The sequence below is a fragment of the Nonomuraea sp. ZG12 genome, assembly GCF_052068115.1.
Classification (GTDB): Bacteria; Actinomycetota; Actinomycetes; order Streptosporangiales; family Streptosporangiaceae; genus Nonomuraea.
This window is the reverse complement of the sequence record NZ_JBQHCW010000003.1, coordinates 398,680-411,746: the sequence shown is the minus strand read 5'-3', so window position 1 is coordinate 411,746 and position 13,067 is coordinate 398,680. Positions and strand designations below refer to the sequence as shown.

At 72.0% G+C, this 13,067-nt stretch carries 13 protein-coding genes; 7 read left to right on the top strand and 6 right to left on the bottom strand.

Annotation, left to right across the window (positions count from 1 at the left end; all coding sequences use genetic code 11):
* Positions 1 to 2: 2 nt before the first annotated feature.
* From ACTMTF_RS13805 to ACTMTF_RS13795, 3 genes are read right to left on the bottom strand one after another with little or no spacing between them, the layout of a single operon-like run.
* Entirely contained in the window at positions 3 to 821 is an 819-nt protein-coding gene (locus tag ACTMTF_RS13805) for a carbohydrate ABC transporter permease (protein WP_441110940.1), read from the bottom strand.
* Positions 818 to 1,780 (bottom strand): carbohydrate ABC transporter permease, encoded by a 963-nt coding sequence (locus tag ACTMTF_RS13800; protein WP_397010521.1) that lies wholly within the window; start codon positions 1,778 to 1,780, stop codon positions 818 to 820. Before ACTMTF_RS13800 ends, ACTMTF_RS13805 begins: the two co-directional genes overlap by 4 nt.
* Entirely contained in the window at positions 1,777 to 3,057 is a 1,281-nt protein-coding gene (locus ACTMTF_RS13795; protein WP_397010519.1) for an extracellular solute-binding protein, read from the bottom strand. Before ACTMTF_RS13795 ends, ACTMTF_RS13800 begins: the two co-directional genes overlap by 4 nt.
* A 159-nt stretch (positions 3,058 to 3,216) precedes the next feature.
* Here ACTMTF_RS13795 and ACTMTF_RS13790 point away from each other — a divergent pair, with 159 nt between their 5' ends.
* Together ACTMTF_RS13790 and ACTMTF_RS13785 are read left to right on the top strand one after the other, a co-directional pair.
* On the top strand, positions 3,217 to 4,230 hold the full coding sequence (locus tag ACTMTF_RS13790) for a LacI family DNA-binding transcriptional regulator (RefSeq protein ID WP_441110939.1): 1,014 nt from the start codon (positions 3,217 to 3,219) through the stop codon (positions 4,228 to 4,230).
* 87 nt (positions 4,231 to 4,317) lie between these two features.
* Positions 4,318 to 4,812, top strand: coding sequence for a DUF6789 family protein (locus ACTMTF_RS13785; protein WP_441110938.1), 495 nt, complete (start codon positions 4,318 to 4,320; stop codon positions 4,810 to 4,812).
* Here the strand turns inward: ACTMTF_RS13785 and ACTMTF_RS13780 are convergent.
* Positions 4,782 to 5,546, bottom strand: coding sequence for an aminotransferase class IV (locus ACTMTF_RS13780; RefSeq protein WP_441110937.1), 765 nt, complete (start codon positions 5,544 to 5,546; stop codon positions 4,782 to 4,784). The genes ACTMTF_RS13785 and ACTMTF_RS13780 overlap by 31 nt on opposite strands.
* A gap of 113 nt (positions 5,547 to 5,659) precedes the next feature.
* Here ACTMTF_RS13780 and ACTMTF_RS13775 point away from each other — a divergent pair, with 113 nt between their 5' ends.
* From ACTMTF_RS13775 to ACTMTF_RS13760, 4 genes are read left to right on the top strand one after another with little or no spacing between them, the layout of a single operon-like run.
* On the top strand, positions 5,660 to 6,868 hold the full coding sequence (locus ACTMTF_RS13775; protein WP_441110936.1) for a sensor histidine kinase: 1,209 nt from the start codon (positions 5,660 to 5,662) through the stop codon (positions 6,866 to 6,868).
* The gene (locus ACTMTF_RS13770) at positions 6,865 to 7,509 is read left to right on the top strand and encodes a response regulator (RefSeq protein ID WP_397010509.1); all 645 of its coding nucleotides are present in this window, start codon (positions 6,865 to 6,867) and stop codon (positions 7,507 to 7,509) included. Before ACTMTF_RS13775 ends, ACTMTF_RS13770 begins: the two co-directional genes overlap by 4 nt.
* A gap of 28 nt (positions 7,510 to 7,537) precedes the next feature.
* Positions 7,538 to 7,894: a nucleotide pyrophosphohydrolase gene (locus ACTMTF_RS13765; RefSeq protein ID WP_397010507.1), complete on the top strand. Its 357-nt coding sequence runs from the start codon at positions 7,538 to 7,540 to the stop codon at positions 7,892 to 7,894.
* Between the two features lie 47 nt (positions 7,895 to 7,941).
* Entirely contained in the window at positions 7,942 to 11,148 is a 3,207-nt protein-coding gene (locus ACTMTF_RS13760; protein ID WP_441110935.1) for a BTAD domain-containing putative transcriptional regulator, read from the top strand.
* 12 nt (positions 11,149 to 11,160) lie between these two features.
* On the opposite strand, the gene ACTMTF_RS13755 is transcribed toward ACTMTF_RS13760, so the two are convergent.
* Positions 11,161 to 11,610, bottom strand: coding sequence for an SRPBCC family protein (locus tag ACTMTF_RS13755; RefSeq protein ID WP_441110934.1), 450 nt, complete (start codon positions 11,608 to 11,610; stop codon positions 11,161 to 11,163).
* Positions 11,611 to 11,787: 177 nt separating this feature from the next.
* Between ACTMTF_RS13755 and ACTMTF_RS13750 the strand changes: the two genes are divergently transcribed.
* The gene (locus ACTMTF_RS13750; RefSeq protein WP_397010501.1) at positions 11,788 to 12,486 is read left to right on the top strand and encodes a helix-turn-helix domain-containing protein; all 699 of its coding nucleotides are present in this window, start codon (positions 11,788 to 11,790) and stop codon (positions 12,484 to 12,486) included.
* On the opposite strand, the gene ACTMTF_RS13745 is transcribed toward ACTMTF_RS13750, so the two are convergent.
* Entirely contained in the window at positions 12,483 to 13,049 is a 567-nt protein-coding gene (locus tag ACTMTF_RS13745; protein ID WP_441110933.1) for a hypothetical protein, read from the bottom strand. The two genes, ACTMTF_RS13750 and ACTMTF_RS13745, sit on opposite strands and share 4 nt — an antisense overlap.
* Between the last annotated feature and the right edge of the window lie 18 nt (positions 13,050 to 13,067).

The following is a 13,067-nucleotide window of genomic DNA, read 5'->3' as shown; positions in this document are numbered from 1 at the left end:
GGTCATCCTTTCGTAGCGCCCGCGGTGAGGCCACCGATGAGGTGGCGCTCGGCGATGGCGTAGAAGCCCAGCGCGGGCACCATGGCCAGCACCAGGTAGGCGAGGATTCGGGAGGTGTCGGAGCTGTACTGGCCCTGGAACTGCTGGATGCCCAGCGGCAGCGTCCAGCTCAGCTCTTCGCTGAAGACCACCAGCGGGAGCATGAAGTTGTTCCAGCTGCCGACGATCGCCAGGACCGAGACGGTGGCCAGCGCGGGGCGGGCCATCGGCAGCAGGATGCGCCAGAAGAAGGCGAAGGGGCCGCAGCCGTCGAGCGTGGCCGCCTCCTCGATCTCGCCCGGGATGCTGCGGAAGAACCCGCGCAGGATGATGATCGTCAGCGGCAGCCCGAAGGCGGCCTGCACGAGGATCACGCCCCAGGGGTTGTCCAGCAGGTTCAGGGTGCGCAGCATGACGAAGATCGGCAGGATGGCCACCGCGAACGGGAACATCAGCCCGGCGGTGAAGAGGGTGAACAGCAGCTCCCTGCCCCGGAAGGCGAACCTGGCGAAGACGAACGCCGCCATCGCCGACAGCGCCACCGTGACGAAGGTGGTGAGCACGGCGATGAACGTGCTGTTCCACAGCTGCCGCCAGAACGACCCCTCGGCCAGCACCTCGGTGTAGTTGCCGGTGTTCCACGGGCTGGGCGGGCCGAACGGGTTGACCGAGAGCTGGTCGGTGCTCTTGAAGCCGCCGAGCAGCGCGTACACGATCGGGACGAGGATGAACGCGCCGACGACCCAGGCGATCGCGTGCAGGGGGAGTGTGGTGCGCTTCAACGGTTGTCTCCCATCGCGGTGGTCGCGCCCTCAAGGTCACGGCGCATCACGAACCGCTGGTATCCCAGGGCGAAGACGAAGCTGAGCACGAACATCACGACGCTGATCGCGCTGGCGTAACCCACCTGGGCGCGGTCGAAGCCGACGTCGAACATGGTGACCGCGAGCGTCTCGGAGGCGTGCGCCGGGCCGCCCTCGGTGAGGATCCAGACCAGGTCGAACAGCTGGATGGTGTAGATGACCGAGAGGAACACGCTGATCCGGATCGTCGGCCCGAGCAGCGGCAGCGTGACGTACCGGAACACCTTCCAGCCCGCGGCGCCGTCGATCTTGGCGGCCTCGATCAGCTCGTTCGGGATGTTCTGCCGCCCGGCGAGGTAGATCATCATGTGGAAGCCGAAGTACTTCCACGTCAGCACCAGGAACAGCGACAGCAGCACGGTGTCGGGATCGGACAGCCACTCCGACTCCAGCCCGACGATGCCGATGATCTCGTTCGCCAGCCCGGAGGTGGGCGACAGGATGAGCGAGAACAGCACGGCGGTGATGACCTCGGACAGCACGTACGGCGCGAAGAAGATCATCCGGTAGATGGAGCGTCCGCGGATCCGCTGGTTGAGCAGCATGGCGATGCCCAGCGCGAACGGCAGCTGGACCACCACGCAGAGCACGACCAGGACGAGCAGGTGCCACAGGTCGGTGAGGAAGATCTCGGACTGGAGCAGCCGGGTGAAGTTGTCGAAGCCGATGAAGTCGGTGGGCAGCCCGCCGAAGCCGTTCCACTTGAAGCCGCTGGCGTAGACCGCCACCAGGATGGGGGCCACCACCAGCAGCAGGAACAGCACCAGGGCGGGCAGCACGAACAGGATGATCGTCAGTAGGCCGCGCCCCCTCTTCCGGGTGGGGCGGGCGTGGGCCGGAAGCGTCGCCGCTTCCGGCCTACGGGTGACGGTCGTCATTCGCTCTTGGCCACTTCGGTGATGTCCGCCGCGACCTGCTCGGGGGTCTTGGTGCCCGCGAAGAGCTCGGCCACGCTGTCGTTGACCTCCGCTCCGACGGCCGGCGGGTACGCCTGGTCGAGGTAGAGCTGGAAGCCGGTGGCGCCGGCCAGGGACTCGGCCACCACCTTGAGGTTGGGATCCTTGACCGCGCTCTCCTCGCCCTTGAGCACCGGCAGCACCGCGTTCGCCTCGACGGCCTTGGTGTGGTTGCCGGTCTCGGTCAGGAACTTCAGCAGTTCGAGGGCCTCGGGGGGCGCGTCGGCGCCGACGGCCATGCCGCCGCCTCCGCCGAACGCCTCGGTGATCGTGCCCTTGCCGCCCTCGACCGCGGGGAAGGGGAAGAAGCCGAGGTCGTCACCGAGCCCCTTGCCGTTGTCGTTCTGCACGTTGGGCGCCCACTGGCCCATCAGCTCCATCGCGGCCTTGCTGTTGGAGACGGTGGCGGCCTGCCCGTCGGGGGTGGAGTAGCTGGCGCCCAGGAAGCCCTTCTGGAACGGCTGGAGGTCCACCAGCGCCTTGAGCTGCTGTCCCGCCTGGACGAACTCCGGTTTGGTGAAGTCGTGGTCGACCCCGGCCTGCTGGAGCGCCGGCAGCCCGGCGATGCGCATGGCGAGGTAGGCCCAGTAGTAGTGGCCGGGCCACTTCTCCTTGCCCGCGAGCGCGATCGGGGTGATCCCGGCGGCCTTGAGCTTCTTGACGGCGTCGAGGTAGGCCGACCAGGTGGCCGGCGGCTCGGTGATGCCCGCCTGCTCGAAGAGCTTCTTGTTGTACCAGAAGCCGACCATGCCGATGTCCACCGGCAGGGCGTACGTCTTGCCGTCGAACTGGTAGGCGGTGAGCGACGCCTTGGTGAAGGTGTCGAGGACGGGGGCGACGTCGGCGGAGACGTCCTTGACCAGCCCGGCGTCGATCTGCTGCTTGAGCACGCCGCCACCCCAGGTGGCGAACAGGTCGGGGGCCTTGCCGGACTGGGTGAGCGTGGTGACCTTGGACTTGTAGGCCTCGTTCTCCAGCACCGTCATCTTGATGGTGACATTCGGGTACTTGGCCTGGAACTCCTTGGCCCTGGTCTCGTAGACGGTCTTGAGGGGATCGGCGGTCGACAGGTGCCACCACTCCAGGGTGACCTTCTGTGGTGCTCCGCCGCTGGCGTCGGCCTCGGGTGCGGCGGCCTGTCCGCCTCCGCAGCCCGCCACGAGTGCGGCGGCCGCGATCAAGGCGAAAGTTCGTTTCATAGGGGTTCCTCCCCGGCTGGCGAAAGTTTCGTGAACCCCCCGATAATTTCGTTGTGTCCGGAGCATAAATATTGGTGTGATATTCGTCAATAGTCGTCCTGACCCTGATCATGGACCCCTTGCATCGTGATCCCGAAACTTTCGGCTAAACTTCGGATCATGTCTGCGAAAAGGCGGGTGACGATCGCTCTGATAGCCGAAGAGGCCGGGGTGTCGATCCCCACGGTGTCCAAGGTCATCAACGGCAGGCCCGAAGTGGCTCCGGCGACCAGGCACCGCGTCGAGCGGCTGCTGCACAAGCACGGATACCAGCGGCGCATCAGCCAGGACGAGACCCGCGCGGGCCTCGTCGACGTGGTCTTCACCGAGATGGAGTCCCCCTGGGCCATGGAGATCGTGCGCGGCGCCGAGATGGCCGCCCACGAGGCCGGGGCGAGCGTGGTGATCTCCGTTCTGCACACCCACGCCGGGCCGGGCCGCGACTGGCTCGAACGGCTCGCCGGGCGCAGGACGGACGGCGTGGTGATCGTCGCCTCCCGCCTGTCGCTCGGGGTCCAGGACCAGCTCAGCGCCCGTACGCTGCCGTTCGTGGTGGTCGACCCCGACGGTGAGCCCGCGCCGGGTGTCGTCTCCGTCGGCGCCACCAACTGGAACGGCGGCCTGGCCGCCACCCGCCACCTGCTGGAGCTCGGCCACCGCCGGATCGGCATGATCAGCGGTCCCGCCGACATGCTGTGCAGCCAGGCCCGGATAGACGGCTACCGCGCGGCCCTGGAGACGGCCGGCGTGCCCGCCTCGCCGGAGCTCATCCGCCGCGGCACCTTCCTGGTCGACTCCGGCCACGACCACGGTCACGCGCTGCTCTCCCTCGACGACCCGCCCACGGCGATCTTCGCGGGCAGTGACCTGCAGGCGTTCGGCGTCTTCGAGGCGGCGCGGCAGCGTGGGCTGCGGGTGCCCGAGGACCTCAGCGTGGTCGGCTTCGACGACCTGCCCCTGTCGAAGTCCGCCTGGCCGCCCCTGACCACGGTCCGTCAGCCCTTACAAGAGATGGCGGCGCTGGCCACCCGGACGGTGCTGGCCATGCGCCGGGGCGACACCCCCGAGGCGCGTCGCGTGGAGCTCGCCACCGAGCTCATCGTCCGCGAGAGCACCGCGGCGCTGCCCGCGTAGCGTTCCAGGGCGAGCGTTTCAGGGTAATTTCATCGGGTTCCGGCCCGGCGACCGTTTCGCGCCTGGGGAGTCGGGCAGCCGCACGGCATGATGCGCGAACTCGTCAACGGAGCCGTCAGCGGCACGCTCGCCACCGCGGCGATGAGCACGGTCATGGTCACGGGGGAGAAGGCGGGGCTCATGCACGGCCAGCCGCCCAAGCACATCGTCCGCGGCCTGCTGCCCGGCAGCGAGCGGCGGCGCAAGAAGGGCGAGGGCGTGCTGGGCGCGGTCGCGCACCTCGCCTTCGGCGCCGCCTCGGGCGCCGTCTTCGGCCTGCTGTGCAGGAGGCGGCGCGGCCGGATGCCGCTCGGCGTCGGTTACGCGCTGCTGATCTGGGTCGTCAGCTACGCGGGCTGGGCGCCCCGGCTGAGCGCGCTGCCGCCCCTGGAGCGCGACGACCCCGGCCGGAAGGGCGTGATGGCCGCCGGCCACGTGGTGTACGGCGCGACGCTGGCCTTCCTGCTCAACCGGCTCGACCCCGGCCGGGCCATCCCGGCCGAGGCGTCACCTCAGATGGCGTCCCAGGGCGTCGCGTCGTAGAGGTCCGTCAGCCGGGCCATGAGCCCTTCGTCCACCTTCAGCGCGACGTCGTCCACCCGGTCCACGGCCATCACGCCCCACGAGTTCGTCAGGAACACCGCGCCGAACGCCGGCAGGTCGCCCGCCCGCAGCACCCGGTGCTCGCACGGCACCCCGGCCCGGCCCAGCTCGGCCTCCATGAGCTGCATCGTGATGCCGCGCAGCATCGGCGCGTCCGGCCAGATCACCCGCTCGCCGTCGAAACAGCCCAGGTTGGTGATCGCCCCTTCGGAGATCACCCCGTCGTCCCCGGTGAGCAGTGCCTCGTCGAAGCCCTCCGCCCGCACCTGGGCCCGCAGATAGGCCTGGGGGAAGCCGCCGGTGTGCTTGATGTGCGGCAGGAAACGCTGGTAGCGCACCGACCGCAGCCCCTTCGGCGTGGCCGCCAGACGCACCGGCTCACCGGAGCCCACCAGCACGCACAGCCCGTCCGCCTCGCACACGTACACCCGCACGCCGGCGTCCACGACCTCCAGCGCCCTGATCGAGTCCACGACGAGATCCCGGTCAAGCTCCTGGCCGAACAGCTCCCGCGTGGCCGAGCCGAGCCGGTCGAGATGGCGGCCCAGCCCCCGCACCCGGCCGCCCCGCAGCTGCATCGCCGTGAAATGCCCGTAACGCGCCTTGAGGGCGAGAGCCACCTCGGCCCCGTCCGCGATCCGCCCGTCGATCACCGTGCGCTCGATGACGACCACCTCCTTCGACCTCCGGCAACATACTCCTTTCGTCGCCCCTCCCCGTAGCCGATCGGCCCAAGCCGGGCCCGCCCACCGCGCCGTACCCTGACGTCGTGCGGTGGAGGGAACGGATGCGGAGCAGTGTGCCGGCGGCGCTCGGCGCGCTGGTGTTCGTGACCTGCCTGATGGCGGTCACCGGAGGCCAGGGCTTCACGCCCGCACCTCCGGCCGCGCTCGTGCCGGTCGCCGCGGCGGCGGCCGGCGTGGCCGCCTGGCAGGCCGGGCGCTCGTGGTGGCCGCTCGCCCTCGTCGCCGCCGTCGTCTACCCGTCGCTGGTGATGTGGCCGCCGCTCGTCGTCGCCTCCTACTACGTCGGTACGTCCTGGCGCAGGACCCGGGACCTGGTCGCCTACCTGGTCGTGGCGGCGCTCACCATGACGGCGTCGGTGGTGGTGGGCCGGCTGACCGGCGGGATCCGGGAGACGGTGACCGCCACGCCCGCCAACGCCACCCTCATGGCGGCGGGCACGGTGGGCCTGCCGCTGGTGTTCGGGCTCTGGATCCGTACCAAACGCGAGGTGCTCGCGGCGGCCAGGGAGCGCGCCGACCGTCTGGAGCGCGAGCAGGTGATGCGCGCCGAGCAGGCCCGCACCCAGGAGCGGGCCCGGATAGCCAGGGAGATGCACGACGTCGTCGCGCACCGGGTCTCCCTCATGGTCCTGCACGCCGGCGCCCTCGAAGTGAGATCCCGCGACGAGGAGGCGGCCGGCACCGCGGCCATGATCGGCGACATCGGCAGAGAGGCCCTGACCAACTTGCGCGAGATCCTCGGCGTGCTCCGCTCCCCGCACCAGCCCGTGCCGCTGAGCCCGCAGCCCACGCTCGGCGACCTCGACCGGCTGCTGGACCAGACCCGCTCGCTCGGGATCTCCGTCGTCCGGCACGACCACGGCCAGGCCCGCCCGCTCGGCGCGACGGTGGAGCGGACCGCCTACCGCGTCGTACAGGAGGCGCTCACCAACGTCCACAAGCACGCCGCCGACGCCCGCACCGACGTCCACCTCCGCTTCCTGGCGGGTGAGCTCCAGGTGGAGATCCACAACCTGCCGCCGCGCGGCGCTGACCTGCCGTCTCCCGGCGCTGACGTGTCACGGCGGGGCGCCGGTCCGTCGGCCGGGGGCGGGGCGCCGGCCGCCGCCGGGTCGTTGCCCGGCTCCGGGTGGGGGCTGGCAGGGCTGCGTGAGCGGGTGGAGCTGCTGGGCGGCACGCTGCAGGCGGGGCCGCGTGCGGACGGCGGGTTCGGCGTGCTCGCCACCATCCCGGCGGAGGCCGCCGCGTGATCCGGGTGCTCGTGGTCGACGACGAGGCCCTGGTCAGATCCGGACTTAGGATGATATTGGAGGCATCCGATGACATCGTGGTCGTCGGCGAGGCCCGCGACGGAGCCGAGGCCGCCACGGCCGTCCTCCGGCTCAAACCGCACGTCGTCCTCATGGACGTACGGATGCCCGGCACCGACGGGCTGACGGCCGCCGCCCGCATCCTCGCCGCGCCGGACCCGCCCAAGCTGGTCATGCTGACCACCTTCGACCTCGACGAGTACGTCCACGAGGCGCTCCGGCTCGGCGCGGTGGGCTTCCTGCTCAAGGACACCCCGCCGCGCGACCTCGCCACCGCCGTGCGCACGGTCGCGGCGGGCCAGGCGATGCTCTCGCCCGCAGTGACCAAGCGGATCATCGACGCCTTCGTCGGCCGCGCGCCCTCCCGGGCCGAGGCGGCACGCGACCGGCTCGCCTCCCTCACCGGCAGGGAGGAGGACGTGATCAGGGCCGTGGCCCGCGGCCTGTCCAACGCCGAAATCGCCCGCGAGCTACGACTCTCGGAGGCGACGGTGAAGGCGCACCTGAGCCGCGTGCTGGCCAAGCTCGGCCTGACCAACCGCGTCCAGGCCGCCATCCTCGTCCACGACGCGGACCTGTGAGCGTGTCGTGTGGGTAGTGTCGTCTTCCGTGACGGAGTTGGAGCGGCTCGCCGCACGGTTGCAGGAGTTCGCCGAGGTCCGGGAGTGGGAGCGGTTCCACACGCCCAAGAATCTGGCGATGGCGCTCGCGGGCGAGGTCGGGGAGCTGGTGGCGGAGTTCCAGTGGCTCACCGCCGAGGAGTCCCGCGCCCCCGACCCGCAGACGCTCGCCAGGATCGCCGCCGAGCTCGGCGACGTGACCAACTATCTGGTACGGCTCGCGGACGTCCTCGGCGTGGACCTCATCGAGGCTGCCGAGGCCAAACTGGCCTCCAGCGAACGCCGCTACGACCCGGACCTCTACCGAGGATCCGCCAGAAAAGCCCCACCGGACGCCCACCCCTAGGGGCCGGGGAGCCGCTTACGCCCCGCTCTCGCCCATAGGGTACGAGTATGCGTTTTGGGGTGCTTGGGCCGCTGGCCGTGTGGACGGACGCCGGTGAGGCCGTCACGATCCCCGGTACGAAGGTACGCGCGCTCCTCGCCGACCTCCTGGTGCACGACGGCCATCCCGTCTCCGCCGACCGGCTGATCGACGACCTGTGGGGCGACGACCCGCCCGGCAACCCCACCGGCGCGCTCCAAGTCCGCGTCTCCCAACTGCGCAAGGCGCTGGAGGACGCCGAGCCGGGCGGCAAGAACCTGGTCGTCTCCAAGCCCCCCGGCTACCTGCTCCGGGCCGCCGACGTCGACGCCACCCGCTTCGCCGAGCTGCTCGCGCGCGCCGAGGCGGCCGGCGGCCCCGGCACCCGGGCGGGACTGCTCGCCGACGCGCTCGCGCTGTGGCGCGGGCCCGCGTACGCCGACTTCGCCGACGAGGAGCACACCCGGGGCGCGATCCTCCGGCTGGAGGAACAGCGGCTGACCGCCCTGGAGCTGCAGGCCGAGGCGCGGCTGGAGCTCGGCGAGCACGGCCTGCTGGTGGGCGAGCTGGGCGATCTGGTGGCCCGGCACCCCCTCAGGGAGCGGCTGCGCGCCGCGCACCTGCGCGCCCTGTACCGGGCGGGACGGCAGAGCGAGGCGCTCGCCGCCTACGCGGAACTGCGCGACCGGCTGGCCGAGGAGCTCGGCCTGGACCCAGGACCCGAGCTGGTGGCGCTGCACCAGGCGATACTCGGCCAGGACCCGGCGCTGAGCCTGCCCGCCGAACGCCCCGCGACCAACCTGCCCGCCTCGCTCAGCAAGCTCATCGGACGGGGTGAGGCCCTGGCGGAGGTACGCTCCCTCGTCCAGTCCGAGCGGCTGGTCACGCTCACCGGCACCGGCGGCGTGGGCAAGACCCGGCTCGCCCTGGAGCTCGCGAGCCGCCTGGTGGACGACTTCCCCGACGGCGCGTGGCTGGTGGAGCTGGCCCCCGTCGACCGGCGCACGACGTCGCTGGCCGAGGTCGTCATGGCGGCGCTGCAGATCAGGCAGGACACCGGCGCGGCCTCGTCCACCGACCTGCTGGCCGACGCGCTGCGCGCCAGGCACATGCTGTTGGTGCTGGACAACTGCGAGCATGTGGTCGAGCAGGCCGCGCAGCTGGCCGAGCTGCTGCTGCGGGCCGCCCCGGAGCTGCGGATCCTGGCGACGAGCAGGGAGCCGCTGTCGATCGACGGCGAGACGTTGTGGGCGGTGCCGCCGCTCGGCGTCCCCGGCAGCACCGACCTGGCGATCATGGCCGGTTCGGACGCCGTGCGGTTGTTCGTGACGCGGGCCGCCGCCTCGGCACGCGGGTTCGCGCTCGACGCGGCCAACGCCCCGGCCATCGCGCAGCTGTGCAGGCGGCTCGACGGCATCCCGCTGGCGCTGGAGCTGGCGGCGACCCGCGTACGGGTGCTCGGCGTGCAGGGCGTGGTGGCCCGGCTCGACGACCGGTTCCGGCTGCTGGCCTCGGGGCAGCGCGGCGCGCCGCAGCGGCAGCAGACGCTCATGGCGGTGATCGACTGGAGCTGGGAACTGCTGACGGAGCCGGAACGCGTGGCCCTCCGGCGCCTGGCGGTGCACTCCGACGGCTGCACCCTGGAGGCGGCCGAGGCCGTCTGCGGCTCCGGTGCCGCCGAGTCCGGGCCCGGGGTCGCCGGGCTGGACGTTCTCGATGTGCTGGCCCGGCTGGTCGATCGGTCGCTCGTGGTCGTGGTCGACGGCGCGGCGGGCGTCCGCTACCGGCTGCTGGAATCGGTGGCGGACTACTGCGTGACCAAGCTCGCCGACGCCGGCGAGCTCGACGCCGTACGGCTCGCGCACGCCGCCTACTACACCGGCCTCGCCGAGGAGGCCGAGCCCCACCTGTACGGCCACGAGCAGCGGGAGTGGCTGCGACGGCTGGACGCCGAGTCCGCGAACCTCCGGGCCGCCCTGGACACCGCCGTGGACCAGGGAGCGGCCGACCTGGCGCTGCGACTGGTGAACGCGATGGCGTGGCACTGGTTCCTCCGCGGCCGCCTGGCCGAGGCGAGACGGGCGCTGGAAGCCGCGCTGACCGCCGCAGGCGACGCCGGTGAGCGGCGTGACGCGGGGCCCGCCGGCGACGGGGACGGCGGCGATGCCAGGGCGAGGGCGGCCGCCTGGCACGCCGGGTTCGCGCTGCTGCTGGGGGAACAGGCCGGCTGGGAGTCGCTGCCGGACCGGATCGCCGACCCCGGCCGGCGGGCCAGGGCGGTGCTGTTCCTCGCGATGAGCGTGCATGACCTGCCGCTGTGCCTGGAGCTGCTGGACAGGGCACTGGTCACCTTCCGGGCCACCGGCGACCGGTGGGGCATCGCCGCCGCGCTCAGCCTGCAGGCCAAGGACCACTTCACCCGCCGCGACCTGGCCGCCCTGGAGCGCGACTGCGAGGAGAGCGCCCGGCTGTTCAGGGAGCTGGGCGACCGCTGGGGCCTGCTGCAGGCCACCGAGTGGCTGGCCGGACTGGCCGAGACGGTCGGCGACCTCGACCGCGCCAAGGAGCTGTTCGCGCAGGGCCTGCGCATGGCGCAGGAGCTCGGCCTCTGGGCGGACGCCGCCCGGCGCACGTTCTGGCTGGGCTGGGTCGCCATGCAGGCCGGGGACTACGACCAGGCCCTGGAGCTGTGCGGCAGCGCGCTGCGGCTGTCCGTCGACCAGGGCTACCGGGAAGGTCAGATCATGTGCGAGATGGGCGTCGCCTTCTCGGCCCGCCGGGCGGGCGAGCTGGAGCTGGCGGACAAGCACCTGCGCCACCTGCTCGACGGGGTGCCGCGCGGCCCCGGCGTCGAGCCCGCCCTGCACGTGCCGAGCACCCTCGTCGAGCTGGGCCTGCTCACCGAGCACCGCGGCGACCCGGCGGCGGCCCTGGAGCTGCACCGGGAGGCGCTCGACGCCTCACAGCGGATCGGCGACCCACGGACCTCGGCGTTCGCCGTGGAAGGGGCGGCCAGCGCGCTCGCGGCCGAGGGATCGTACGACAGAGCCGCCCGTCTCCTCGGCCTCGCGGCGGCCGCCCGCGACCTCAACCAGACCCCCGCGGGCCCCTCGGAGCAGGAGGACCTGGACCGCATCACGAGCGCGGCCCGCGACGCCCTCGGCGAGCGGGCGTTCGCCGAGGCGTACGAGCAGGGCGGCACCGTGAAACTGGACGACGCCGCCGCCGCGCTGTGACCGTTGTCCGGGTCACGCGGACGTGAGGTGGTCGTTCAGGCGGTCGAAGAACTCGAGCCAGCCCACCTTGGCCTCGTCGGCGTGCTCCTGGTCGGTGTTCACGCCCCACTGGTGGAAGCGCATCGTGGTCCTGCCGCCGGCCTCGGTCAGCTCGACCGTCGCCACGGAGGCGGGGCCGTCGCCGGGGTTGTCGGGGTCGCCGGTGGTGAAGACGAGGCGACCCGGCGCCGCCACCTCGCGGTACGCGCCGTCCAGAGTGACCTCGAAGTCCTCCTCGCCGCAGAGCGTCGCCTGCCACCTGCCGCCGGGGCGCACGTCCATGGCGACCCGGTCCACGGGGGCGGTCAGGCCGTGCGGCCCGAACCAGGCGGAGAAGTGCTCGGGCTCGGTCCACGCCTGGAAGACGCGCTGGCGGGGGGCGTCGAAGACGCGGGTGATCTCGTACTCGGCGGTCTGGATCATGGTGTGGCCCTTCGGGAGAGGCGGTGCGGCTTGATGACCATCACGATGCCGGGCCGCGCTTACGATCCCCTTCATGCCGCCTTCAGGCTTCGGGGTAAGGGCGCGTCGCTTGAAGGTCGTTTCCTGGTGATGAGCGTGCCGCGCGGGTGGGGGCCGGTTCACCGATAGTCTGCGCGGGTGGACAGCGCAGAACTGAAGGACCGCGTACGCGAGCTGAGAGCCGAGGGCCGCTCGCCGAAGGAGATCGCCCGCACGCTCAAGGTGCCGCCGTCGGCCGTGGCGCCGCTGGTGCGCGCCATCGCGGCCGAGAGCGCCGACCCGGAGCGCGAGCCCGAGCTGGTCGGTTGCTGGGTCAACGTCGGCTGGAGCGTCGGCCTCGGCGTCGACCCCGCCCACGGCTGGACCGACGAGGCGCCCGACGCCGGCGAGGGCGGCATGGTGTCGGTGCTGGTCGCCAGGCGCCACGGCTGGGACAAGCTGTCGGTCGCCGGCTTCCTGGCCGACGTCTACTGCACCGGCGTCAAGAACTACATGGGCCCCGAGGTGTTCGACGAGCGGGAGCTGCGCCGGTTCAGGGAGTTCTTCTTCGGCGAGTACAAGGGCTATCAGGAGGCGTCGATCGAGCTCGCCCGGCACCTCGTCCTCGGCTCCACCGACTATGCCCGCACGCTCGGCTTCAAGTCCGACGAGGAGTTCGCGGCACCCGCCGCTCTGCTCGGCGCGTGGGAAGGGCCGTCGGCCATCACCTTCGGCAGGCAGGGCAGGCCGTTCTACGTGCCGGGACCGCACGACGACCCGGGCAAGATCGTCCGGATCCTGCGCCGCACGCTGTCCTACGACGACTTCGACTACGTCACGGACCAGTCACCCGCCTAGCGCTCCCGGTGGATCAGGTTGCGGCCCAGCCGCCAGACGCCGCCGTCCTCGTCCGCCCCGCGCATCCCTTCGAGCGTTCCCGGCTCGGCCAGGGCGACGGCGCGGGCGGTGGAGGCGAAGCCGAACGTGCGCTCCGGGGCCCAGTCCGTGCTCCGTCGCAGGCGGGTGCTCATCCGGGCCCAGCCCAGGGGCGCTCCGGCGACGACCCACGCGTCGGGCGGCCCGGCGGCGAACCGCCTGGCCTGCCGCAGCCAGGACGCCGCCTCCTCCGGCCAGTCCACCACGGCCAGCACGGTGCCTCCCCACGCCCGCACGAACGCCTCGACCTGCGCGAACACCTCCGTCTGCGCGAACGCCTCCGCTTGGGCGAACGCCTCCGCATGCGCGGCGGCGTCCCGCCGATGACCGGCCGGTACGGGGACGCCAGGGCTGTGGTTGCCTGGGGCTTGGACGTCCTGGCTGGGACGGGTGTGGCCGGCCGGGAGCGGGACGTCACGGCTGGGACGGGTGAGGCCGACCACGACCGCCTCTACTCGTGGCCGCGTCGAGGAGAGCAGCTTCATGAGCGTCTCCAGCTCCGG